The sequence below is a fragment of the Lactococcus sp. LG606 genome (assembly GCF_017309645.1).
Taxonomy (GTDB): domain Bacteria; phylum Bacillota; class Bacilli; order Lactobacillales; family Streptococcaceae; genus Lactococcus; species Lactococcus petauri.
In genome coordinates this window covers 1,908,063-1,933,732 of sequence record NZ_CP071301.1, presented here as the reverse complement: position 1 = coordinate 1,933,732, position 25,670 = coordinate 1,908,063, and the positions used below count along the sequence as shown (strand labels likewise).

Below are 25,670 nucleotides of genomic sequence, written 5' to 3'. Positions count from 1 at the left end.
ATTTTATAAAGAAAAAAAGACTGAATCCAGTCTTTTTAGCTAATATAATCCTCAAAATATTCTGAGTTGTAAACCATAATCCTGTTATCAATAATATCAATAATTTCTTCCGTTTTAAGATCTCGGATAATACGATTTACGCTATTGCGTGTTGATATGCCACAAAAACCGGCAATGTCTTCATTTGTTACTGGAAAATCAATCAGAATACCGTTTCTTTTCTTTATCCCAAATTCGTTGATTAAGCTATTGATACAGGCGCAAACTGCACCTTTTTTTCCATTGATTGTCATCTTTTGCAAGAGTTCTAAGTTCATGGCTAATCTTCTTTGATAAAAATCATCAACGATGCGGAACAAGGTCAGATCACTCATTACCCATTTCCAAAATTCTTGACGTTGCACGCGATAAAAACTTGCTTCTTCTGATTCGACCCGTACATTGAAAAGAGCTGAGATACCATTTTCTTGCTTTTCTTCGAGCAAGGAAACAAAATCCGGTTCTGTTACATAAGCAATATTAAACTCACGTCCATCCCTCATAATATTGCTGATTTTAGCTACACCTTCTTTAAGTATATACACATAATCTGACTCAATTCCCTGATACATCACGTAGCTATGCCGTCTTTGAGTCACAACATTTACTTCTTTTTCTTCCAGTAATCGCAGTAAATATTCTATAAATTCTTTTGTCATCTTCCTTTTTTATTCATCTACTCCTTTAATACAACAGTTATTATACCACCATTTAAACTTGTTTATTAAAATAATGGCTTCAATTTTATATTAAAGTTTTTCTACTCTCCTTACTTATTTTAAAAAAATGTACATACTTTGTCGCTAACATTTGTTACTCTTTGTCTGAGGCAGAATTTTTCTAGCTCGCTTCGCTCCCTGTGTATTATCATTCTAATTTACTAAAAAGCAAAAAGAATTTAAGGTTGTTCACAACTCGCTTCGCTCCCTGCGTATTATCATTCTAATTTGCTAAAGCAAAAAGAATGATAATAAAAAACATGCACTCTGGCATGCCTTTAACATTTTATTCATCCACTTGGGTAATTGTACGGACATGGAAGGCAAATTTGCCATTGTCTGTCACCATAAAACCATTATTATCCACAACATGCTGAATGGCTTGATCCATGCTGTCGAACTCTTTTATAATACTGTGCGAATTTGCTTCCCCCATAAAGTTTGGTGTTGCTTTTTCCTCATATGAAGAAATCCCACTGAATTTGAATTTCATAATTATTCTCCTCTCTGTTTTGTTCTTCTTTACTCCTTCATTATAGCACTCTTTTTATCTACTGCTCAAGTAAAGCTTTTTTCTTTTTCCATTTTTGCTTCTTCACATAAGATATATGCCAAAGCAGCAAAGGCTCTTTTCTGATATAATGGCTATAATAGTGTATCGAAAGGAAGATATTGCATGAAATTTAATCACTTTTCCATCGTTGAAAAAACCTTTGATGAACAGCTTATTGAGCTGGATCATCTCGGCTTTACTTGGTCTGTTTTTTGGGAAGAAAAGAAAATCCTTAAAAACTTTTTAATGGTTGCACCTGTCGACAGTGAAAGCATTCAAGCGACACCGACAGCCTCTTTCCAAGAATTCCTAACTTCAGATGAAGCACTCACATGGAATATCTTTTGGACGGTGAGTTTGCAATTGTTGGGATTTGTACCTAATTTTGAGTTTCAAGTGGACCAAGCAGAAGCTTTTGCAAAATCTGTAAATCTACCGATGATCGATGAGGAAGCACTCCACAGTGAAAACCTCATCAGCGCACTTTACCTCCTTCTTTGTAGTCGTCGCAAAAACGGGATGACATTGGTTGAACATTGGGTATCTGAAGGTTTGCTTCCTTTAAGCAATACTTACCATTTTTTCAATGACAAATCGCTCGCTACTTTTGATACTGCAAATCTGATACGGGAAACAGTCTGGGTCGAATCTAAAGTCGATACTTATCGTACTGGAAAAAATGATTTGATTAAAGTACAGATTATTCGTCCCGTATTCGAGGGGCAATTGCCAGCAGTCATGACCGCAAGTCCTTACCATCTGGGGATAAATGAAATCGCCAATGACAAACAATTGCACGACATGAATGTATCTTTAGAAGAAAAAGCGCCTGGAAAAATCAAGGTTACAACACAACTTCCTACTCTTCCAGACTACGAAAAAGAACCTGCCCTAGAAGCTACTCCTAAAACACCCACTCAAAAGTTCACGCACGGTTGGACTTATTCACTGAACGATTATTTCTTAGCGCGTGGTTTTGCTTCACTTTATGTTGCCGGTGTCGGAACTTTAGATTCAGATGGTTTCCAAACTTCAGGTGATTACCAACAAATTTATAGTATGACTGCTGCAATTGACTGGCTCAATGGTCGGGCGCGTGCTTTTACTTCTCGCAAGAGAACACAAGAAGTGACTGCAGATTGGGCCAACGGCAAAGTCGCGATGACAGGTAAATCCTACTTGGGTACAATGGCTTATGGTGCAGCAACTACCGGCATTGATGGTCTAGAAGTGATTTTAGCCGAAGCCGGTATTACCTCTTGGTACTCTTATTACCGTGAAAATGGCTTGGTCCGCTCACCAGGCGGCTATCCCGGTGAAGATTTAGATGTTTTAGCAGCATTGACTTATTCGCGTAATCTTCAAGGTGCTGACTTCCTTGCGCATAATACGCAATATGAAGCTCACCTTTCTCAAATGCTTGAGTCTCTTGAGCGATCCACCGGCGATTATAACCAATATTGGCACGATAGAAACTATTTGCCACAGGCAAAAAATACCAAGGCAGATGTTCTGATTGTGCATGGTTTACAAGACTGGAATGTTACACCAGATCAAGCCTATCATTTTTGGCAAGCTCTGCCGAAAGAAACGGTTAAACACGCCTTCTTACACCGCGGTGCTCATATTTATATGAACAATTGGCAATCCATCGACTTTAGCGAAACCATCAACAGTTATTTCACCGCTAAGCTCTTAGATCGCAAGTTGACTTTGAACTTACCTCCTCTTGTTTTACAAGAAAATGGCAAAGCCCAAAGTTGGACAGGGGTAGCCGACTGGGGCAGTGCAGAAACGGTTAAATTGCCACTTGGCAAAACAGCAGCTTCTATCCTAAAATTTGACAATCATTACGATGAAGAGATTTTTAAGGCTTACAGCAAAGATTTCCATACTTTCAAAAAAGATTTGTATGAAGGCAAAGCTCAAACAGCTGTGGTTGACTTAGAAGTAGCAGAAGACATGATGGTGAACGGTCAAGTCGAGCTGAACCTCAAAATCAAAGTCAATGACAGTAAAGCCCTTCTCTCTGCGCAACTTCTTGACTTTGGTAACAAGAAACGCCTCTCAGAAAACGCACAAACTCTGGACTTGAAAGCTCTGGACCGTGGCCGTAATTTTATGCTGGAAAATCTGATGGAGATTCCTCTGGTGGATAGCCCTTATCAACTTATGACTAAAGGCTTCCTCAATCTGCAAAACCGTGAGGATTTGCTTACAATCAGTCCTGTCGAGGAAAACGAGTGGCTGACCGTAAACCTTAAACTTCAGCCGACGCTTCATCAGCTGGAAAAAGGTGACAAGCTCCGTCTCTTGCTTTACAGTACAGACTTCGAACATACCGTACGAGATAATCGTGAGATGACTTATGAAGTAGACCTTGGTTCGTCTAAGATTATTCTCCCTGTAAGTAACAAATAAAAGAAAAATACTCAAGTTTAAAGAGCTTGAGTATTTTTTATTTTAAGAAATCCCTTACTTCAAAGACTTTCTTAAATTTTGATTTTTTTCTTCTTGTATAATACAAAACCTGCACCAAGAAGGAAGATTAGACCAGAAGTCAAGAGCCATAGCCCTAAGTTATCTCCGACAATCGGAAGACGTGGTTTTGGTTTATTAACCAACTTACCGGCATCAAAGACACCCGAGCCATCTTCTTCTGCAATAGTGACATATTGCGGTGTCTTATCTAACTTGTAGCCGGATGGCGCTTGGATTTCGACAAAGCGGTATTTACCTGGACCTGGTACAGTAACTGTTACCAATCCGTCCGCGTTTGACTTCACATTTTGTGCTACAATTTCTCCATCTTCGGTTTCTACCTTAAAGACAGCACCTTGAAGTGGATTATCTTGTTCATTAACTTTCAGAAGTTGGATAGCATAGTGATGTGTTGGGGGTGTTGGAGTTTCTGGATCGACTGGTTTATTTTCCATCGTTCCAGCATCAAAGAGTGCTTGCTCTTCACCTCCCATTGTTACCTCTTGTGGCACTTGACGTGGCTCACTATCTAAGATAAAGCCGTCTGGTGCTTCTGTTTCGATAAAGCGGTAGAAACCTGCTTTGTCTACATCAGTACTCACAAGACCATCTGCTTTAGATTCCAAATCTTCTCTGTAAGTTTCCCATGGACCATTCACGTTTTCACTGTATTCAACCTTGAAGACGGCACCTGCTAGATTTTGACCGGCTTCATCTGTCTTACGAAGTTGGATACGAGCATTACGTATATTGACCATATTTTCAGCCTCAAAGAGGGCTTCGCCTGTATCTCCTATCGTAACTTTTTCTTTCACTTGACGTGGAGTGCTATCAAGGATAAAGCCATTTGGTGCTTGTGTTTCGATAAAACGGTAGTAGCCTTCTTTTTCGACAACCGTCGTAACAAGACCGTCTGTTCCAGAAGATAAACCTTCCTCGTAAGTTTCCCAAGGTCCATTTTCGTTTTCACTAAATTCAACCTTGAAGATAGCGCCTGCTAGGTTTTGACCGGCTTCATCTGTCTTGCGCAGTTGGATACGTGAAATAGGTGCTTCTTTCTCATGGTTAATCATCGTTCCAGCATCAAAGCTTGTTTCCCCTGTCTCGCCAACATTAACATAAACTTGGCGTGGGCTACCATCGGTGACAAAGCCGGATGGCGCTTGCGTTTCAACAAAACGATAGTAGCCGTCTTTTTCAACATCAAGTTTGACAAGACCATTATTACCAGAAGTTAAGGCTTCCGCAATGGTTTCCCAAGGTTCATTGCCGTCTGCACTGAACTCAACCTTGAAGACAGCGTCAGCGAGGTTTTGACCCTCTGCATCAATCTTACGCAATTGAATACTTGCGATTGGTCGGTTTGCCATATCGCCAGCAGAGAAGAGGACTTGTCCCCCTACACCTGCGGTTACATGGACTTGACGTGGTTCGCTGTCTAAGACAAAGCCAGCTGGCGCTACTGTCTCAATAAAGCGGTAATAACCATCTTTTTCGATATCTTCAAGCTTGACAAGACCATCGTCGCCAGAAGTTAAGTTTTCTGCAACAGTTTCCCAAGGGCCATTTTTGTTTTCACTGAATTCAACCTTGAAGACAGCTCCTGCTAGATTTTGACCTTCCACATCTGTCTTACGTAGCTGGATACTTGCGTACGGACGGTTAACCACACCATCAACATTAAAGATGGTATCTCCAGTTTCTCCTGCATTAACATGAACTTCACGTGGTGTACTATCTCAGACAAAACCATCTGGTGCTTGCGTTTCAATGAAGCGATAATAACCATCGTTTTCGACATTAAGGCCGAGATAACCACCTGCTCCAGTTGTCATACCTTCTGCATAAGTTGACCAGTTATCCGTTTCAGCCGCTCTATATTCAACCTTGAAGACAGCACCTGCTAAGCCTTCACCCTCCACATCTGTCTTATGAAGTTGGATACGTGCGGTGAGTGTGTTGACCATATTAGGGAAGTAAATGGTGTCTGTGTTCCCATCTACCACTTCTCGCTCCTCGCTATAAGGATCATCTGGGAGTTGGTAGCCTCCAGGAGCTTGCGTTTCATGGAAACGATAGCGTCCTGGTTCAGTGACCACATAACGTACTAAACCATCACTATTTGACTGAAGACCTTTGACAAGGATTCTCCAATCACCTGCACCTCCATTTAATGAGGTATCGAAGACTTCCAGATCAAACTCTGCACCAGCGACATGATTGCCATATTGGTCAACCTTGGTCATTTGGAGCGGATAAACGGGAGGAAGCGGTGGTTCGATAGGTTCCGCAGTGAACACGTATCTGTTGACGATATTAATGGTAACATCGCTATTTCCGATAAGTCCCGGGACATCGAAATGCCAGATTGGGTCAGGCATTCCAACTTCTGCTGCACCGTTGATAAAGGCTACAGCTTCAAGTCTCCAATTTTCAATCTCATAGTTATGTTCTTGAATGGTGTAACGGCCCGGTGGTAGTTGGTACGCAAGGATGATTTTTTCATCATTGAGAATCTGCGCTTTCGTTAAGCGACCAATTTCATCCCCATTGTCGTTAGTCACAGTAAGATAGAAGTCATCTGGAATGCGATCAAGCGGGATATTTTCAAACGTTTTACTCAAATCCAATGAACCTAGTTTTTGGTAAAAGTTATCAAATCTAAAGCTCACATCTTCTGCTGCTCCAATCGTCACCGTTACAGGTTCCAATCCTTGACCACTGCCAAAGTTATCTTGGTTTCCTGCTCCAAGCTGACGATAAGCCCAAGTGCTGTTGGAGAGGATATAGCCTGCATCTTTGACATTATCCGCGTTAAGCTCACTGATTCTGTACTGCCCTTCATGGATACCGATGAAGGATCTTCCTGCTATAGCATCTGCTCGGCTCACTCTTGTTTCATAATACCCCGTTGTTGTATTAAGAGTCCATACATCTCCGGTGCCCGGTTGTGGGTTTCCATCTCCAAGATACTCGATAAGAATTTCAAAGTCTTCTGGATAAGTGTCCGCTGGCAAGCCGTGGAAGAATTTCATAATACGTAAGGAAGGTGTATTAAGTTGGGGTTGCACATAAACATTGACAAAGCTTGCTGTGGCTACACCACCCGGTATTACGGTTACGGTTTGGTCAAACTCTCCCGGCATATGTGTATAACCTGGGTCAGCCTGCTCAACATCTCCGCCCGCTTCTTTGATGGTGTAAACGCCTGCTGGCAGATATTCTGGTAAGTCAAAGTGCCATTTGCCATTTTCTAGTGTAAACTTATCTGGGTCAAAAGTCACTGTTTCCTCAAAATTATTTGGACCTGTGATTGTAAAGGTCAATGGTCGGAGTGTAACGCCAGCTGGTATAGCTCCATCAGAGTTGACACGGTTACCATTTTCATCAAGGAAAATAAATTCTTTTTCTAGTCTGATTTGTCCATAGTAATCAAGAGCAAATGTACCGTTATTTCCCAAGAGATTGGTAACAATACGCCCATCTTGTCCTGCTGGAGCTGTTGGATCTGCTTCGACCAGTTGTCGGCTGACATGAGCTTTGGTATTTGTCGGATTGGCAGTTTTTCCTACAATTCTTGCACCATCAAAGTTATAAAAGGGATTTTCAGTAGACGGCTCAAAAGTTGCAAAAGAGCTGTTTGCGTCATTATCCCAGTAGTTAGAGAAGAAGTTTGTTGGGAGGGCTTCTCCTGCAAGTAAAGCTTCTTCTACGCGTGCTTCATCTAAACCAACATTGAATCTTGCCTGTATAGGTGAAGTGTTCCCTGTAATACTAACTGTTCCATCTTCGTTCTGCTGAACTGTACGTTCAGGAATGAGATGCGCAGGAATGCTCCAATGCACAAACTGATCCTTGGCTTGGAGTTCTCTATAACCTGACTTATGCTCTGCTGAACCATAGTCTGAGGTAAAAGTATGATCTATGAGTGCCGTATGAACAGTAAAGAGGAGACCGCTCACATTATTTACTGCAGAGTCGACTTGGTTTTCAATTTCGCCCCAGACAGGGTAAACCTGTGCCTTCGTCGCTGCTCCGTCAGCAGTAAGACCGATATAGCGCCCTTGGTCATTTGTAAAATAAGTAATGACATTATCTGGGCGATTATCAAGTATCGCTCCTGCTGTTGCAGCATCAATAAAGTTGCCGTCAGGAAGACGGATTTGCTGTGTTAATGTTTTAATAAAATCTTCACGGTGTGCATCAACCTCTGAAATATTATAAGTAAATGTTCCACCATTTGGTGCTGGGAACTCGATATTAGTCAGACCGTCAAAGCTCATGTATTTGCCCAAGACATCAGAGAAATCCAGTGTACCTGCACCCAAGTTTGTGCCGTTCCCATTTCCGCCTAAGATTTCGCTGTTCCCTGTATCTTGAATACTGTTGGTAATCGAGATAAAGGCATCGCGCAAGGTCTGTAAGTCATCCGCTTTGAAAAACTCATCTGCATAAGCAATGTCCGTTGTTGAAAGTTCTACAGAAGCGTTATTTCTGATATTAACTGTACTCTTAGTGTTATTCCATTGATATGTCCCAAAGGCTTGTCTAAATTGCGCTTGGAAGTTTCCTGTTGCACCATTCGTAGCAAAGTTATTAAAGAGCGTTGTTAAGGTTGGTGTAGCAGCTGTGGGTCCTGCTGATGTCCCAGTCAAGCCCATCTGATGACGAACATTTGGTCCGACCTTGTCTGTATTTTCCGGCGTAGGATTCAATGTTGCACTGATTAAGTTTTGACCGGCTTCTGTATCTTGTTTTCCTAAGGAGATACTAAAGAAGCCGATATCTGCTGCAGGTTGAGTTAGTGCAGTGCCTTCTGGTGTTGTTCCGGTTGGAAAATAGTGTTTAAGGACTGTTTTGGCACGATAGGCGGCTGTCAAGGCTGTCATTACAGCTAGACCTTGCTCACCATAACTACCATCTCCATAGAAATCACCGTCGCTCGCTACGAGTTGATTACCATTTGGACCCACAGTTACTGGAGTTAAAGCATCAAAGTCAAAGTCAGGACGACCCATGGTTGGTTCACCATCTGTCATCAGGATAAGGTTAGGACGACGTGTTACTGTTACTGGAGCTTCTGCTTCCCCAGCATCGTTTGTCACAGGAACCTCAACTTGTTGGTCAGTTACGTTTTCCAGAATGCGACTGGCTTCACGAATTCCCCACTGGGTTGGCGTTGAACCCTGTGAAACAAGATAAGGGATTGGAGTTTGTCCACCTGAACCAGCTACAGCAGTTGCCACAACATTGACTTGGGAGTTCCCTGTCATGGTAAAGAAAGCACCATTACTGTTAGGGTTATATCTGCCGAGAGCAAAAACATTTTCGACACGGGCAAAACCACCTGTACGGCCACCATAAGCTACTACAGCTACACGATTGAGCGGGTTAGCATCTTGCAAGATACCAATAGCTTCATTAAGCGCATCAACCAGAAGGGCGATACGTGAACGTCCTGCGCCAGGATCGACACGAGTCATACTTCCAGAAACGTCAATGGTAAAGACAGTATCCGCAGGAATTTGATAACCGGCACGTATCGGTGCACTTTGTGCCAAAGCAGAGAGTGTTACTTCAAACTGATCATCGTCCAAGCTGCCGAGGTCGTGACGAACTGTTTTGTCTGTCCAGATACGTCCATCATGAGCGCTAGGAACATCCGAGAAGCCCATGTCTGCTAAGCTATCTGTATCAGGGTCTGAAATCTTACTGTCTTTAGCGATGTCCCAAGGAAGACCTGCTGCATTAGGCAGAAGCTCTGTCATGGCAAAAGGTAAACCACGCTCCTTATCTGCGATATTGCCAACTTGCTTCTTAGAAGTTGAGCTTTCTTGTTCAGGCTTTGTTTCCTTTTCAGGTTTGGTTTCGGCTTCCTTATCAGATGTTTTCTCATCATCTGTTGGTTTTTCTTTATCTGTTTCTTCAAGCTTAATCGGAAGAGTGAGCACTTGATCCCCTAGAGTTACTTCAATCTCTTTTCCATTGACTAAAGAATCTTTCACAACGTGAAGTTTCAAAGAGAAATTTCCCTCGCTCTGCTCCGTTAAGTTTAAAAGCACTTTATTGTCTTCCAACTTATAGCTACCGTCTGTGAGGCCGGAGATTTTTTCTTCTGTTGTGACGTTCTCAAAGTCCGCGCCTTTCAAAACGATGGTTTCAGGTTGATTATCTTCCGCAGTACCCTTTTCAACCTTTCCTTCTACAATAACAGTTTGAAGATTCTTTTCATCTTCCCACTGCGCCTTGTTCAAAGTCGTGCGACCGTTTTTTTCTTCCTTGTCGATGGTTTCTGCGATAGCTAATGCTGGTAGCAAGGCTTGAACCACAAGAGAGACGATCATAAGTAAGCGTACGACTTTGTAGAGTCTTTTACTCTTCATCCAACTTTACTCCTTCTTAATATTTTCTCAACGCCTATAGGATAATTTGTACACATTTTTAACCTAAAAGACACATTATACACATTAAGTTTAACATAAGTTTACTTTTTGTCAAAGTTTTTTCTTTGATTACTAAAAAGAAGCAAATAAACTTTATCGTAATCTTTTTGCAACTTTACACTAAGATATATTTTTGAAGGAAAATTATAGCTGTGTCTTAAAATTTATAAGTTTGCTATAATAAAGCCATGTACTCATCATTCAGTTACGAGAGCTATGGCTTGCCTCATCAAGTCTTAAGGCTTAAAGAGAAGTGTCAACCAAGTTTACAGCCCCAAGAACTTCTTGTAAAAATGCTTTATGCTCCCGGTCAATCCTTCAGATTTAATCCCAATGACCGGTGCATATGCGCACAGGATAAGCCTTCCTGCTACTGCAGGCTATGAAGGGGTTGGTCTTGTCGCAGATGTTGGCTGCGCACTTTCGCGCAAACTTATCGGTCAACGTGTTTTACCCTTGGAAGGGGAAGGGACTTGGCAAACTTTTGTCAAATGCCCTATATCTCATGCATTTTTTGTTCCTGATACTCTTGATTTGATTTCCGCTAGTCAGCTTTACATCAACCCTTTGACAGCTTGGCTTCTATGTACAGAAGTTCTTGCATTAAAACCTAGTCAAAAACTTGCTGTAAATGCTGCTGGTTCTTCTATTGGTCAAATCTTTGCCCAACTTTCACAAATACTGGGTTTTGACTTTATCGCTATTACACGCGACAGTAAAAAGCACCAGCTCCTAAAGGAGCGCGGTGCTCAGGAATTACGTACAGACTTGGTTAATCTCGAAGTAGAAGCTGCCATTGATTGTGTCGGTGGACAGGATGGGACAGATTTGGCTGCTTGTGTCCGATCGGGTGGAAAGTTTCAAGCTCTTGGGCTCCTTTCGGGCGAACAGGTCAACTGGGGAAAAATAGCCGAACTACCTATTGACATCGGTATCTTTCATCTGCGGCATTGGAATGCTAAACTCAGTCCCGAAGAGTGGCAAAAAATCATGCAGACTCTGGCTAACTTGGTTGCTGATAGACGTTTACTCCTCAACCAAGCTGTGGAAATCACCCCTTATGACCAGCTCATCTCGTCTTTAAAATATCCGCAAAAAAACAAACGGTTAATTTCATTCATACAAAAAACGCACGAGCTATAACTCGTGCGTTTATCATTTGCGGCTATTTATAAAAACTGTGCCATATGTTCAAGGACCTTTTCTTTGCCTAAAAGAGCGATTGTTTCAGGTAATTCTGGGCCGTGCATGCTACCAGAAGCAGCGATACGAATTGGCATCCAAAGATTTTTTCCTTTAACTCCTGTTTCTTTTTGCGTTTCTTTGAAAAGCGGGAAGATGTTTTCAGCAGTAAAATCTTCTAAGTTTTCAAGTTTCGCGCGGAAAGCGCCTACCACAACTGGTGAAGTTTCCAATTCCATCATTTGACGGGCTTCGTCTGTGAGTTCTGGGAATTCACCAAAGAAGAGGTCTGTTAACTCCAGAATTTCTTCAGCATATTTCATTTGTGGTTTGTAGAGCTTAACCAGTTCTTCAGCACGCGCATCAAAGCGTCCAGCTTCTTCAAGGAAAGGTTTTGTCAATTCAAAAACAGGTTCAAACTCTGCATGCTTGATGTACTCGTTGTCCATCCATTCCAGTTTCTTTTGGTCAAAGGCTGCCGGAGATTTACTCAAACGTTTTTCATCAAAAAGTTTCACAAGTTCTTCCGGGCTGAATTTTTCTTGTTCCCCGCCTGGGTTCCAACCTAAGAGTGCGATAAAGTTGAAAATAGCATCTGCCATGAAACCTTTTTTACGGTAATCTTCGATAAATTGAAGCGTATTGGTATCACGTTTAGACAACTTTTTCCCTGTTTCAGAGTTAATGATTAAAGTCATGTGCCCAAAGACAGGAGCTTCCCAGCCCAAAGCTTCATAAACCATTAACTGTTTTGGTGTATTCGCAATGTGGTCATCACCACGAATAACGTGTGAAATTTGCATGTCATGGTCGTCCACTACTACAGCAAAGTTGTAAGTTGGGTAACCATCGCGTTTTTGAATAACCCAATCACCGCCAATGTTCCCACCTTCAAATTCGATATCGCCCTTAACCATATCTGTCCATTTATAAATGGCTGTTTCATTTACAGAAATACGAACAACCGGTGTAATTCCTGCAGCTTTGCGTTCAGCGATGTAAGCTTCTTTCTCAGCCTCTGACATTCCAGCATATTCATTGACATAATGAGGTGCAACACCTGCTGCTTCTTGTGCTTCATGATCAGCTTCAAGCTCTTCTGGCGTTTTGTAAGAGTAATAAGCCTTTCCTTCACTCAAAAGTTGATTAATATATTTTTGGTAAAGTTCCAACCGTTCAGATTGGCGATAGTTTTCATGTGTTTCAGGACTTTCATCCCAGTCAATCCCCAACCAACGTAAGTTTTCAAGTTGAGAACGTTCCCCATCTTCCACATGACGTTCGCGGTCTGTATCTTCGATACGAATGATGAAATCTCCATCATAATGACGCGCAAAAAGATAGTTAAAAAGTGCAGTACGGGCATTACCGATATGTAAAAGCCCAGTTGGTGATGGCGCATAGCGCACACGAATGTTATTAGACATAGTTTTCTCCTGTTAGTTTCGATCCTTTTTATTTTATCATATTATGAGCAATGTTTCTAACAGTGAGTCATTATAAAATCATACTGTAATTAAAGAAACACAAGCTTCATTGACTCGACAAGGAGGACCATGTTAGAATAGAGATATGACTAAAATTACATATGACAAAGCAAAAATCACAGACATTGATGATGTGATGCACATTGAAGAGACTTCTTTCCCAGCGGATGAGGTACTCTCACGCGCTTCAATGTTAGAACGTATCCAAGTCATTCCTGAGCGTTTTTTCGTCGCTCGAAATGAAGAAGGTAAAGTGGTCGGCATTCTTGTGGGCCCAACTTCTGATAAATGTTATCTGACAGACGATATGTTTGAAAAAACAGAAGCAAGTCTTCCGACTGACCGCTTTCAAATTATCGTTAGCCTCGCTGTAGATAGTGAATACCAAGGACTTGGTATTGCTACTTCATTACTGGATTTGATGAAAGAAGCTGCAGCTGAGGAAAGCCGTCAAGGCATCAGCTTGACTTGTGTAGAAAGCCTCATTCCTTACTACGAACGTTATGGATTCGTTTCAAAAGGAATTTCTGACTCACAACTTGCAGGAGAAACATGGTACAACATGGTTCTTCCTCTATAAAAAAACGCTGCTCAGGCAGCGCTTTTTTATTTAATTACTTATAACTTCATCAATATCTGTGTAAACCATATTATAGAAATCAGCAACAGGTTTACATGTCAACTTACCATGGTCTGCATTTAGTCCCTCTTTCAGACCTGAGTTAGCTCTCAAGGCTTCTTTATAACCTTTGTTTGCTATAGCTAAACCATTTGCGAGAGTTGCGTTATTTAAAGCTGCTGTCGAAGTTACAGGGACAGCACCAGGCATATTACCAACACAATAGTGGATAACACCTTCTTCTTCAAAAACAGGGTTGTCATGATAAGTCACATGAGAACTTTCACAAGTTCCTCCTTGATCAATTGCCACATCGACAATAACTGCACCTTTTTTCATCAATGGTAAATGTTCACGGCGAATAAGCTGTGGTGTAGCTGCACCAGGGATAAGCGCAGCTCCAATCACTAAGTCTGCTTTAGAAATCAGATCTTTTACCGTATGATCAGTGCTGTACACCGTGTTTACACGCCCTTGATAGAGCTTATCAAGCTCAGTTAAGGCATCTAAATTCACATCGACTGCAGTAACATTAGCATGAAGCCCAACAGCCATAGCGACAGCATTACGACCAACAACTCCTGCACCACCAAGTACCAAAACATTTGCTGGAAGAACGCCAGTCACTCCTCCAAGAAGAACACCACGTCCTCCAAAAGGACGTTCCAAGTATTTCGCACCTTCTTGGACTGATAAACGCCCTGCAATTTCAGACATGGGTTTAAGCGCTGGCAGTGCACCGTTACGGTCGCGGATGGTTTCATAGGCAATCGCGACAATTTTCTTATCTAAAACAGCTTCTGTCAATGCTTTATCTGCTGCTAAATGGAAATAGGTATAAAATATTTGTCCCTCACGCATCAATGAATATTCTGGCTCAAGCGGTTCTTTGACCTTTATAATCATATCCGCTGTTTCATAAATATCCTCGGCAGTTGGTAAGATATTACAGCCAACTGCTGTGTAAAGTTCATCGGAATATGATGAGCCTTCACCTGCCCCTTTTTGAATATAGACATCATGTCCAGCGGCAACATAAGCTGCAGCAAATTCTGGTGCAAGTCCTACACGATATTCGTGTTTTTTGATCTCTGTTGGAACACCTATTTTCATCAAATTATCCTCCATATAGATATATGCTTCGGGGCTTTTCCCCTTTTTTGTTTGAAACCATAATACGACAAAAGCGAAAATGTAACCGCCTTCATAATTAGAATAACATTTCTAAAGTTTTATTGCAACTATGAACTTATACGTATTTTTTGTATCTGTGTAACAAAAAAGAAGTCTAAAAAGACTTCAATTAAATTCTATTATGTGGCTACCTTCTTTAAAGTTTTCATGAACCAAGGATTTAACCGTAAGTTTGATAATGGCCATATTTGCCGCATTTTCATGCACCTTCAGTAGATTAGGTTCCTGTTTAACACATTCTTTTGCTGCCGCTTCTTCTAAGACTTCGGCATACACGTTATTTGAGGATAACCGCTCCCCCTTCTCTAAACTATCAAACCATGTAGTGAAAGAGACCTCAGGATTTTCCTTAATGCTTTGTACTTTACGGGCATGCTTATCAGCTACCATGTAAAATATATTTTCTTCATGGACTGATTGGATAAAACTCATAATCGTCGTTGCTGATCCCCCATCTTTTGTTAAACAATTCAAAGCAAGGTAACCCGGAAGAAGTCCCAATATACGTCGTACTTCACCTCCTTGACCTTGAGCACCAACACTCGTTGCTTTTTTATTGGTTTTCAACACGGTCAAAAGAACCAAGGGCAAGGTTAGTACTGCATAGGAGATAAGTAAAGCTAGGATAAAAGTCAGATTTTTATTTTGCAAAAAATTTGTTGAAATAATACCAACAAGGACAAGTGCTGCTAGTACATAGATAAGAAAAAGTTGTAAAAAACGCTTAAAGTACATGTTTCTCCTTATTTTTGTTTAACTATTTTGGATGAACAAGCTCAGCAAAAATCATACGTCCTGCACTTGTTTGCAGAACTTTTGCAACCTCAACCAACACTTTTTTATCAATCATTTTGGCCGTATCTTCAATGACAATCATTGTACCATCTGGTAGATAGGCTACACCTTGCTGACGTTCAGAACCTTCACGAATGATTGTTACTTCAATCTGCTCCCCAACCACCAGTTGTGTCTTAACGGCGTTTGCAAGATCATTAATGTTTAGGACGATTACGCCTTGGATCTCCGCTACTTTGTTGAGATTAAAATCATTTGTGACTAACTTCGCACCGATTTCGCTAGCATAGCGAAGCAGTTTAGTGTCAACCTCGCGTATGTCCTTATAGTCTTTATTAGAAATTTCAACATTGTCAAATTCTTTTAAGGAATTTACGAGATCCAAACCACGGCGACCCTTTGCACGTTTCAAGGGATCAGCACTATCTGAAATGAGCTGGAGCTCTAGTAATACAAAATTAGGTACAATTACTTTATCACTGATAAAACCTGTTTTTAATACATCCAAAATACGTCCGTCAATAACCGAACTTGTATCCAAAATCATAGCATGTTGAGCTGTAACGACTTCTTTGACCACGGGCTTATCCACTGCAGCGACTTCTTTACGTTTACGAAAAACGATTTTAAAGATTTCATCTCCTCGCTTATCAAAGACCGTATAGCCAAGATAAAGCAGACCAATGATCAGCACAAAGGAAATAATGTTGCTTAATACTGGTACCCCGAGTAAAGAGAGAGGAATCGTTAAAAGCACACCTACGGTCAGACCTAAAATAGCACCAATAAAATTAAATACCATTTTTGAAAGATTGACTCTCGTGATTTTTTGATCTAGTTTTTTCAATGCTCGCATCAGCAAATTGGACATAAAGAATGATAAAATAACAAAAATAATTGCTCCAATTAACCCATTTACAATTTCCTGATTAAAAGCATTTCCCTCTTGTCTAAAGAGGTGCCAAACCCAAGGGAGAGTAGTGATGCCTAAAGAAGCACCCACAATACCCATGAGAACATGAATTATCCAACGACGCATAAGACTTCCTTTCTGTACATAGCCTCAATTTTTTATAACTAAAAAGCTCTGTGTCAATTATATCACACATCATAACAAGATACTTGTTTGTCCCATTACGATTATGACATCTTGACTCACAAAGCTTTTTCTTAGCCAAACACTTTTTTCAAACATTCAGATAAAGTCGTCACGCCGATCACTTGCAAATTTTCTGGAATATCTACACCTGCTAAGCTATTCTTAGGCGCATATACTTTTTGGAAACCTAATTTACTTGCTTCATTGAGACGTTGCTCCATACGTGTGACACGTCGGATTTCTCCAGTTAGGCCAATTTCGCCAATAAAGCATTCACGTGCATCTGTTGGCTCTTCCTTATAGCTGGAAGCAATTGCCACAGCGACTGCCAAGTCGATGGCTGGTTCATCCAACTTGACCCCACCTGCAGATTTCAAGTAAGCATCTTGCTGTTGTAAAAGAAAACCGGCACGCTTTTCAAGTACTGCCATGATTAAACTCACACGGTTAAAGTCTAAACCGGAGGTTGTACGTTTGGCATTCCCAAACATGGTTGGTGTTGTCAAAGCTTGAATTTCAACCAATATCGGACGAGTACCTTCTAACGCACAGACGATAGCAGATCCGGTAGAACCCTCTAGACGTTCTTCCAGAAAGACTTCACTCGGGTTGGTTACTTCCACTAAACCACTGCCTTGCATTTCGAAAATTCCAATTTCATTTGTTGAACCAAAACGGTTTTTGACCGCGCGTAAAATTCGGAATGTATTTTGGCGTTCTCCTTCAAAATACAAGACGGTATCAACCATATGTTCCAACATACGTGGGCCTGCAAGTTGCCCTTCCTTGGTGACATGTCCGACAATAAAAGTCGCAATATCGTTAGTTTTGGCCAATTGCATTAATTCTCCTGTCACCTCACGCACTTGACTAACTGAACCCTGGGTACTCTGAATTTCAGGCGTCATGATAGTTTGAATCGAATCTACAATAAGAAAATCTGGCTGTAGACGTTCCACTTCATTTCGGATACTTTGCATATTGGTTTCAGCATAAAGATAAAAATCTGTATCAATGTCGCCCAAACGCTCAGCACGTAGCTTAATTTGTTGAGCTGACTCCTCCCCACTCACATAAAGGACACGCCCTCTTGAAGCAAGTTGTGTAGATACTTGAAGCAGTAGAGTCGATTTACCAATCCCTGGATCACCCCCAATAAGGACAAGACTTCCTGGAACGACACCGCCTCCAAGGACTCGGTTAAACTCATCTAGATCGGTTTCCACGCGCGGTGTATCAAAAAGTTCAACCTGATCTAACTTCATGGGTTTAGAGTGCTCACCTGTCAAACTTACTCTCTGATTTTTTACCTCTTGGACTTCTACTTCTTCCACAAAGGAGCCCCAAGCGCCACAATTGGGACAACGTCCGAGTTTTTTTACTGATTTATAGCCACATTCTTGACAAAGAAAGGTTGATTTTTTTTTAGCTATTTTGAAGCCCTCATTTCTATTATTCTTATAGACTTTTATTCGTATTTTTGTTAAAATAATTATGGTTTAACTATAAGCCACTGTAGCTCAGTCGGTAGAGTTGGAAGCACTGCTTCCAATCGGTGGATAAGGGTTTGCAGAGCAAATCCTCATCTGTTGCTCTCTGACTGGGCGAAAGCACAAATATAGCCGCTGTAGCTCAGTCGGTAGAGCAACACCATGGTAAGGTGGAGGTCGATGGTTCGATTCCATTCAGTGGCATGAATAAATTTTAGCCTCTTAAGGCTTTTTATTTTACCCATTATTTGATTATAACATATCAAAAGACAGACTTCACTGACTGTTTTCTTTTCTCCTCAAAGAATTTTTCAATCCCTCAAATCCTCTTCCTTATGATAATTCAATACAATAAAAATGGTAGTTATAATAGCACTACCATTTTTATTGTATTTACTGTAAAGTACTTCTTAAAACGCTCTGTAAAGCCTATTTTTAGCTCTAAACAACACTATTGTCTGAGATATTCTTTTACATTTTTTACAAATTCTTCCTTGTCTTTTGAACGTTCCCAGACAGTTAAAATGTCATCATCCGTCATACTATGGGAATCAATACCTGCTTCATAAAGTGCAATACGTGCTTGACCTAAGTCCGTGGTGCTGCCTGATTCAGTTCTTACCGTATGGTCTGCTTCTGGAGCTTGGGGATCTGGAGACACTTTAGAAGCCTCTGTACTGGTATTATCCTTACTTGTTGATTCTTGGTTTTTTTCTGACTTAGACTGCTCTAAACTTGCATCATTTTTTGATGTTGCTGTATCAGATTTTACTGTACTTTCTTTGCTTTTACCTGCCACTGTACTGGAATCCTTTTGCGGTTGTTTATTGGTTTGCTGATTTCCACATCCAGATAAACCAAGTAAACTGACAAGGAGTAGAGCTACTACTGATATTTTTTTCATGGTTTCCTCCTACTTAATCGCAAATACAGGACGGCCTGCATTCCAATCCATAGCATCTTGACTAGGACGTCCCCATAGTTCACGCAAAGTTGTTTTTCCTGAAGGATAGAATAGTTTTCCATAAGGATCGTTAATATTTACTCGACCATTAGTGTTGTCATAGTCGGAAACGACAACGGCATGGCCAATACCCACATTAATATAAAATATGAGAGGATATCCTGCTCTGAGCAAAGTTTCTGCTCGGTTGATATTACTGATAACTTCTACACTACGTCCATAAGCTTTAGCAGTATTGATCAAATCCTTCCCTGAGAGTCCAAAGCTTTCGTGACTAATCGTATCCGCTTTTTTAGCAACAATTCCTGGGTCAACATTTTGTCCATAGCTTCCCCGTAGAATCATAGCCAAGCTTGTAGGCACACACCCTGAAACTCCTACATTGGAGCCATTCAATCTGTTATTCTTCCATCTTGCATCCAGCTGAGAATAATATATTGGTTGATTAGCATGAGGTTGTGGTGCTGCCGGAAGTTTCTGATTATTTACTACAACACTATAGAAGCGATAGAGAAATGCGGCCATCTCTCCACGTGTGATATCCGCATCTGGTTTAAAAGATGTCGCTGTATATCCTGTCGTTATCCCTTTTGAACTTAGCCATCCTATATCATTTTTAAACATATGATTTTGGACATCCCAAAACTTTGGATTATATTTTGCAGAAGCAGGAGCTTTTCCTGATGCTTTTGCCGTCCTGTGCAGAAAGGCCGCCATTTGTCCACGAGTTACCTTACCATTAGGATTATAGTGAGGGGCTGTACCATTAGATACTGTGGTCGCTGTCAACCAAAGGATTTGGTTTTTGTACTGACTAACGTCTGTATAAACATTGAAAGGCGCTTTATATGCTGGTGCTCCTGCTAAGCGGTGTAGAAAAACAGCCATCTCTCCGCGTGTTACTTTTGCATTAGGGTTATAGGTGCTTGGCGTATAACCTGTAGTAATACCACGACCATAAATCCAGTTGATGTTATTTTTGAACATTGACTGTGAGATATCTCTAAAAGGAGATCCTGAATTTTTTACGGGTAATTGTTTAAGACTAACACCAACTCTGGGGAGATTTTTGCGTGAAAAATACTCTTGGGCAACCGACTCCTTGGCCACTTCCTTCTCACTGTTATTTTTCTCTGGTTTTTCAGTTGTGCTTCCTGGAGCTGTCCCGATTTCTTCAGTCTCCTTATCTGAAGGGGGATTACTTTGATGGTCACTTTCAGAAATACTATCTTCCAGAGAGCTATCAGCAGTAGAACTATTTTCAGAACTTCCTTCTGAACTACTAGAAGCTTCGACCTCTTCTTGCACGTTGCTCGTTATTGGGACACTGCTGTCCACATTTGTCGCTGTAAGCTCACTGGCACTTACCAATATTCCTTGTGTGGACGATAAAACGAGAGCGCTAAGCGTGAGTAATTTTTTATATTTTTCCACAAATGTTATTCCTTTTTCTCATAAATTCCTATTCATACGTCCTTAACAAAAAAGTGTCTTCGTTATTTTTAAAATTATTCCACACTACAACAGACACTATATCCTCTCCCAAGTTCGTAGTCCTTGATTTGATTATATCATATCAAAGGAAAGAATTTTATATTCTTTTAATCCCCACACTTAAAAAAGCCTCTTTATTGAAAAGAGACCTATATTTTTATAAAAAAGCAAAAAAAAAAAACATATTGAGTGAACTACCGAAATAAATATCTCGGTAGACAGAGCTAGACTAAGCAGTGCTACTCGACGTTTTTACGTCAACTCAAACACAGCGCCATCATCATAACACTCAATAAGTAATCTTATATAATATTTAAATCCGAACTCTCTTAAACAAGCTCGATGATTGCCATAGGGGCAGCATCACCACGACGTGGTTCAACTTTCAAGATACGAGTGTAACCACCGTTACGGCCTTCGTAGCGTTTAGCAATATCGTCGAACAATTTTTGAAGTGCAGTTGGGAAAGTTTCAGTTTCTTCGTTGAAATCTTTAATAGCGATTTCGTTACGAACGTAAGCTGCTGCTTGACGACGAGCGTGCAAGTCACCACGTTTACCAAGAGTGATCATCTTTTCAACTGTTTTACGGATTTCTTTAGCACGAGCTTCAGTTGTAACGATAGTTTCGTTGATGATAAGATCAGTTGTCAAATCACGAAGCATAGCTTTACGTTGTGAAGATGTGCGTCCAAGTTTACGGTAACCCATTTTTTTCCTCCTGTATTATTTTCGTTTTTTGAGCTCCAAGCCCAAGTCAGTCAATTTAACCTTGACTTCTTCTACTGATTTGTGACCGAGGTTTTTGACTTTAATCATGTCAGCTTCACTCATTTCCACAATATCAGCTACGGTATTGATTCCAGCGCGTTTCAAACCATTGTAAGCACGAACTGAGAAGTCCATTTCTTCGATAATTTTATCGAGGACACGTTCTGTTTTAACTTCTTCTTTAGCCACGAGAGTTTCAGATTCTGAAGCTGTTTCTGACAAGTCAACAAACAAGTTCAAGTGATCTGTCAAAATCTTCGCAGAGAGAGACAAAGCATCATCAGCAACGATTGTGCCGTTTGTAGTGATTTCCAAAGTCAACTTATCGTAAGATGCATCACCACCTACACGAGCTGGTTCTACTTGATAGTTAACTTTGCTAACTGGTGTGTAAATTGAGTCCACAGCAATTGTACCGATAGGTGCGCCTTCGACTTTGTTTTCGTCAGCAGGAACGTATCCGTAACCTTTGTTTACTGTCATCACAGCACGCATAGAATGACCTTCTGCGATAGAGAAAAGATAATGGTCTTTATTGACAATTTCGATATCACTATCTGTCAAAATGTCACCTGCGGTTACTGTCATAGGTCCAGTAACGTCAAGCTCAATTTGTTTTTCATTTTCAACGTAAGATTTGATCGCAAGTCCTTTAATAGCAAGGATGATTTGGACCACATCTTCACGTACACCAGGGATTGTTGCGAATTCGTGTTGAACACCTTCAATTTGGATTGAAGTAACAGCAGACCCAGGCAATGAAGACAAGAGAACGCGACGCAAAGAATTACCCAAAGTTGTACCATAACCACGTTCAAGTGGTTCTACTACAAACTTACCGTAAAATTCTGTTTCGTCAAATTTAATAATTTTTGGTTTTTCAAACTCAATCATGTATAGTCTCCTCTAAAAGAAAAGTAAAGTGATTTTGCAACTCACTAACGATTATACACGACGACGTTTTGGAGGACGTGCACCATTGTGAGGTACAGGAGTCACATCACTAATAGAAGTTACGTTAAGACCAGCAGCCGCGAGTGCACGGATTGCAGATTCACGACCTGAACCAGGACCTTTAACTGTAACAGATACTGTTTTCAACCCTTGTTCTTGAGCAGCTTTAGCAGCAGCTTCAGATGCCATTTGTGCAGCGAATGGTGTAGATTTTTTAGAACCTTTGAAACCAAGTGAACCTGCAGATGACCAAGCAAGAGCGTTACCATGAACGTCAGTAATCATAATGATAGTGTTGTTAAAAGTTGATTGAATGTGGGCGATACCAGTTTCAATATTCTTTTTCACACGACGTTTACGAGTAATTTTTGCCATTTTAACTCCTTTCTAGATTATTTTTTCTTACCAGCGATAGCTTTAGCAGGACCCTTACGAGTACGTGCGTTGTTTTTTGTGTTTTGTCCACGTGTAGGAAGTCCACGACGGTGACGCATACCACGGTAGCTACCAATTTCCATTAAGCGTTTGATGTTGAGGTTTACTTCACGACGAAGATCTCCTTCGAGTTTCAAGCCGTCAAGTTCACGACGAATTGCGTCTTCTTGATCAGATGTAAGATCTTTAGTACGTACATCTTCTGAAACACCTGCAGCAGCAAGCACTTTTTTAGCAGTTTGAAGTCCAACACCGTAAACGTATGTCAATGAAATAACGATACGTTTTTCGTTTGGAATATCAACTCCAGCAAAACGAGCCATAATTTAATAGTTCCTTTCTATCCCTGACGTTGTTTATGTTTTGGATTTACAGGGCAAATTACCATAACACGACCGTTACGACGAATTACTTTACAGTATTCGCAGATTGGTTTAACTGATGGTCTTACTTTCATTGTGTCTTCCTTTCTATGGTTACTGTGCTTTCGCACTCAATGAATGTCCAGGTTATTTAAAACGGTAGGTAATGCGTCCACGTGTCAAATCATATGGTGACATTTCCACTTGCACGCGGTCGCCAGGCAGGATACGGATATAATTCTTACGAATTTTTCCAGAAATCGTCGCCAAAACTTTGTGACCATTTTCAAGTTCAACAGTGAACATCGCATTCGGCATAGTATCTACTACTTTACCTTCAATTTCGATAACATCATCTTTTGCCAAGCAAAAGTACCTCCTTAAAAATCCCCGAAAGATACAAGTGTATCTAAAAAGTCGGACTGATATATTATAGCACACTGACTGACAAATGACAAGCCCTCTATTTATTTTTTTCCTTTATTTTTCTTTCTGCTTTAATATTAACCGGTTGACATTTAATGAGAGCCATGTTATTATTAACCAGTAAATGAAAGGAGAGGAATTATGCATATAAATTTAGAAAAACAAATTGATCAATTCTTATCTCAAGTCATGCAATTTGCTGAAAACAAGCACGAAATTCTTCTTGGAAAGTGTAAAAGTGATATCAAATTAACTTCTACTCAAGAACATCTCCTGATGCTCCTGAATGGAGAACCAACAACCAATGCTCGGATGGCAGAAACCCTTTCGGTTTCTCCGGCTGCCATCACTAAAGCTTTAAAAAAGTTACAAGATTTAGAACTTATATCGCCCACGAAAAGTAAGACCGATGAACGTGTTGTTTTATGGAATCTAACAGAAAAAGCATTGCCCATTGCACGTGAACACGCTGCACATCATGAGGCAACGCTAGACAGTTATCAGCAACTTACACAGAAATATACAGAAGATGAACAAAAAGTAATCCAAGACTTTCTTCATCAACTCGCTGAAAAATTTAAGTAGTTTAGAAAGTAAATAAAAATTATGCCTTATATTGATGTTCAAAATGTAAGCTTTTATTATGACAATAATCCTGTTTTAGAAGAGGTGAGTTACTCGGTTAACCCAGGGGAATTTGTAACATTGACTGGAGAAAACGGTGCAGCAAAGTCAACGCTAATCAAAATAACGCTCGGTATTTTGAAACCTAAGTCTGGTAAAGTTATCATTGCACGCCATGACACACAAAATCGCCGTTTACGTATCGCCTACGTCCCGCAACAAATTTCCAGTTTCAATGCGGGTTTCCCCTCAACTGTTCATGAATTTGTTCGTTCTGGACGTTACCCCCGTAAAGGTTGGTTCCGCAAGCTTAATGCACATGACGAAGAACACGTAGAAGCTGCGCTTAATGCTGTAGGCATGTGGGACTTTCGTCATAAAAAAATTGGAGAGCTTTCCGGTGGACAAAAGCAACGTATCATCATTGCTCGTACATTTGCTTCTGACCCTGATGTCTTTGTTCTGGATGAACCAACTGTCGGGATGGACGATGTAACCACAGAAGCCTTTTATGAGCTCATGGCCCATGCTGCACATGAGCATGGTAAAAGTGTTCTCATGGTTACACACGATCCTGACTCTGTTAAAAAATATATGGACCGAAACATCCACCTTGCCCGAGACAAAAACGGAAAATTTGAATGCTTTGAAGTCCATGGCAACCCTAATGTAAAAATGAAACAGGAGGTAAAAGCTAATGTTTGAAATCCTCTCGTATGACTTTATGCGCAACGCTTTACTAGCGACAACTGCCATTTCACTTTTTGCACCACTTCTTGGGGTTTTCCTTGTTCTGCGTCGTCAGTCTCTACTCTCTGACACCCTCTCCCATGTTTCTCTAGCAGGCGTTGCTTTCGGAGTCCTCTTTAGTTTAAATCCGACATGGACAACTTTAATTGTCGTTATTATTGCCGCTATCTTTATGGAATTTCTCCGTACCGTCTATAAAAATTATCTTGAGCTCGCAACTGCGATTTTAATGTCCGCTGGACTTGCTTTAGCCATGTTTATTATTAATGTGGCAGGGAGTAAAACCAGCATCAGCATTGACCAATATCTTTTTGGTTCAATTGTAACTATCGCTACTCCGCAAGTCGTGATGCTTTACATCATCGCTCTGATTGTTCTGGCTGGCTTTATATTCTTTCTCCGTCCACTTTATGTGATGACTTTTGATGAAGATACAGCTTTAGTAGATGGTCTTCCCGTCCGTGCTATGTCAATGATTTTTAATATTGTAACTGGTTTGGCGATTGCTTTGATGATTCCTGCCTGTGGCGCCCTACTGGTTTCTGCAATCATGGTTTTACCCGCTAGTGTATCTATGCTTATTGGAAAATCCTTCAAGACCGTACTAATCTGGTCAGTTATCATTGGTTTTATTGGTATGAACAGTGGATTGATCATCTCCTATTACTTCAATGCGCCTGCAAGTTCTGCAATTACCTTAATCTTCGTTGCACTTTTCTTAATTGTTTCTTTATTAAAACGTCTTTTCCGAAGATAGACAAACAAAAAACACTGAAATAATGTTCAGTGT

At 40.7% G+C, this 25,670-nt stretch carries 20 protein-coding genes, 1 tRNA gene and 2 pseudogenes; 7 read left to right on the top strand and 16 right to left on the bottom strand.

The window, feature by feature from the left end:
* Positions 1-35: 35 nt before the first annotated feature.
* Positions 36-698 (bottom strand): Crp/Fnr family transcriptional regulator, encoded by a 663-nt coding sequence (locus J0J35_RS09585; RefSeq protein WP_019335976.1) that lies wholly within the window; start codon positions 696-698, stop codon positions 36-38.
* A 346-nt stretch (positions 699-1,044) separates the two neighbouring features.
* Positions 1,045-1,251: a hypothetical protein gene (locus J0J35_RS09580; protein ID WP_019335977.1), complete on the bottom strand. Its 207-nt coding sequence runs from the start codon at positions 1,249-1,251 to the stop codon at positions 1,045-1,047.
* A gap of 183 nt (positions 1,252-1,434) precedes the next feature.
* On the opposite strand from J0J35_RS09580, the gene J0J35_RS09575 reads away from it, so the two are divergent.
* Positions 1,435-3,732 (top strand): Xaa-Pro dipeptidyl-peptidase, encoded by a 2,298-nt coding sequence (locus J0J35_RS09575; protein WP_046400893.1) that lies wholly within the window; start codon positions 1,435-1,437, stop codon positions 3,730-3,732.
* Positions 3,733-3,803: 71 nt separating this feature from the next.
* Here J0J35_RS09575 and J0J35_RS09570 read toward each other — a convergent pair.
* Positions 3,804-10,175 (bottom strand): annotated as a pseudogene (locus J0J35_RS09570) (SpaA isopeptide-forming pilin-related protein).
* 248 nt (positions 10,176-10,423) lie between these two features.
* Between J0J35_RS09570 and J0J35_RS09565 the strand changes: the two are divergent.
* Positions 10,424-11,378: pseudogene (locus tag J0J35_RS09565) on the top strand (zinc-dependent alcohol dehydrogenase family protein).
* Between the two features lie 26 nt (positions 11,379-11,404).
* Here J0J35_RS09565 and gltX read toward each other — a convergent pair.
* Complete coding sequence (gltX, locus tag J0J35_RS09560; protein ID WP_206916778.1) at positions 11,405-12,844, bottom strand: glutamate--tRNA ligase; 1,440 nt, start codon at positions 12,842-12,844, stop codon at positions 11,405-11,407.
* 145 nt (positions 12,845-12,989) lie between these two features.
* Here gltX and J0J35_RS09555 point away from each other — a divergent pair, with 145 nt between their 5' ends.
* Positions 12,990-13,484, top strand: a complete 495-nt coding sequence (locus J0J35_RS09555) for a GNAT family N-acetyltransferase (protein ID WP_019291419.1) — start codon at positions 12,990-12,992, stop codon at positions 13,482-13,484.
* A 30-nt stretch (positions 13,485-13,514) separates the two neighbouring features.
* Here J0J35_RS09555 and ald read toward each other — a convergent pair whose 3' ends face one another.
* The 4 genes from ald to radA form a co-directional block, all read right to left on the bottom strand.
* Positions 13,515-14,636 carry an alanine dehydrogenase gene (gene ald, locus J0J35_RS09550; RefSeq protein WP_019291420.1) on the bottom strand — a complete coding sequence of 374 codons (1,122 nt, stop codon included), beginning with the start codon at positions 14,634-14,636 and terminating at the stop codon, positions 13,515-13,517.
* A 186-nt stretch (positions 14,637-14,822) separates the two neighbouring features.
* Positions 14,823-15,452 carry a pyridoxamine 5'-phosphate oxidase family protein gene (locus J0J35_RS09545; RefSeq protein ID WP_206916767.1) on the bottom strand — a complete coding sequence of 210 codons (630 nt, stop codon included), beginning with the start codon at positions 15,450-15,452 and terminating at the stop codon, positions 14,823-14,825.
* Positions 15,453-15,474: 22 nt separating this feature from the next.
* Positions 15,475-16,551, bottom strand: a complete 1,077-nt coding sequence (locus J0J35_RS09540) for a PIN/TRAM domain-containing protein (RefSeq protein WP_019291422.1) — start codon at positions 16,549-16,551, stop codon at positions 15,475-15,477.
* A 131-nt stretch (positions 16,552-16,682) separates the two neighbouring features.
* Positions 16,683-18,044 (bottom strand): DNA repair protein RadA, encoded by a 1,362-nt coding sequence (gene radA / locus J0J35_RS09535; protein WP_029345652.1) that lies wholly within the window; start codon positions 18,042-18,044, stop codon positions 16,683-16,685.
* A gap of 188 nt (positions 18,045-18,232) precedes the next feature.
* On the opposite strand from radA, the gene J0J35_RS09530 reads away from it, so the two are divergent.
* Positions 18,233-18,305, top strand: a tRNA-Thr gene (locus tag J0J35_RS09530).
* A gap of 247 nt (positions 18,306-18,552) precedes the next feature.
* Here J0J35_RS09530 and J0J35_RS09525 read toward each other — a convergent pair.
* The 8 genes from J0J35_RS09525 to infA all read right to left on the bottom strand — a co-directional run bounded on the left by J0J35_RS09525 (position 18,553) and on the right by infA (position 23,446).
* Entirely contained in the window at positions 18,553-19,005 is a 453-nt protein-coding gene (locus tag J0J35_RS09525; protein ID WP_019292998.1) for a hypothetical protein, read from the bottom strand.
* Between the two features lie 9 nt (positions 19,006-19,014).
* Positions 19,015-20,499, bottom strand: coding sequence for an S-layer homology domain-containing protein (locus tag J0J35_RS09520; protein WP_206916764.1), 1,485 nt, complete (start codon positions 20,497-20,499; stop codon positions 19,015-19,017).
* A gap of 389 nt (positions 20,500-20,888) precedes the next feature.
* Positions 20,889-21,269 (bottom strand): 50S ribosomal protein L17, encoded by a 381-nt coding sequence (gene rplQ, locus J0J35_RS09515; RefSeq protein ID WP_003133776.1) that lies wholly within the window; start codon positions 21,267-21,269, stop codon positions 20,889-20,891.
* A 15-nt stretch (positions 21,270-21,284) separates the two neighbouring features.
* A complete protein-coding gene (locus J0J35_RS09510; RefSeq protein ID WP_003133775.1) occupies positions 21,285-22,223 on the bottom strand; it encodes a DNA-directed RNA polymerase subunit alpha in 939 nt (312 codons plus the stop codon).
* A gap of 51 nt (positions 22,224-22,274) precedes the next feature.
* The gene (rpsK, locus tag J0J35_RS09505; RefSeq protein WP_003133774.1) at positions 22,275-22,658 is read right to left on the bottom strand and encodes a 30S ribosomal protein S11; all 384 of its coding nucleotides are present in this window, start codon (positions 22,656-22,658) and stop codon (positions 22,275-22,277) included.
* Positions 22,659-22,675: 17 nt separating this feature from the next.
* Positions 22,676-23,041, bottom strand: a complete 366-nt coding sequence (gene rpsM / locus J0J35_RS09500) for a 30S ribosomal protein S13 (RefSeq protein ID WP_003133773.1) — start codon at positions 23,039-23,041, stop codon at positions 22,676-22,678.
* 17 nt (positions 23,042-23,058) lie between these two features.
* The gene (gene rpmJ, locus J0J35_RS09495; protein ID WP_014024193.1) at positions 23,059-23,175 is read right to left on the bottom strand and encodes a 50S ribosomal protein L36; all 117 of its coding nucleotides are present in this window, start codon (positions 23,173-23,175) and stop codon (positions 23,059-23,061) included.
* Positions 23,176-23,227: 52 nt separating this feature from the next.
* On the bottom strand, positions 23,228-23,446 hold the full coding sequence (gene infA / locus J0J35_RS09490; RefSeq protein ID WP_003133772.1) for a translation initiation factor IF-1: 219 nt from the start codon (positions 23,444-23,446) through the stop codon (positions 23,228-23,230).
* A gap of 201 nt (positions 23,447-23,647) precedes the next feature.
* Here infA and J0J35_RS09485 point away from each other — a divergent pair, with 201 nt between their 5' ends.
* From J0J35_RS09485 to J0J35_RS09475, 3 genes are read left to right on the top strand one after another with little or no spacing between them, the layout of a single operon-like run.
* Complete coding sequence (locus tag J0J35_RS09485) at positions 23,648-24,091, top strand: zinc-dependent MarR family transcriptional regulator (protein ID WP_206916753.1); 444 nt, start codon at positions 23,648-23,650, stop codon at positions 24,089-24,091.
* A 21-nt stretch (positions 24,092-24,112) separates the two neighbouring features.
* Positions 24,113-24,835, top strand: coding sequence for a metal ABC transporter ATP-binding protein (locus J0J35_RS09480; protein ID WP_206916736.1), 723 nt, complete (start codon positions 24,113-24,115; stop codon positions 24,833-24,835).
* Complete coding sequence (locus tag J0J35_RS09475) at positions 24,828-25,637, top strand: metal ABC transporter permease (RefSeq protein WP_019291429.1); 810 nt, start codon at positions 24,828-24,830, stop codon at positions 25,635-25,637. Before J0J35_RS09480 ends, J0J35_RS09475 begins: the two co-directional genes overlap by 8 nt.
* Positions 25,638-25,670: the final 33 nt, after the last annotated feature.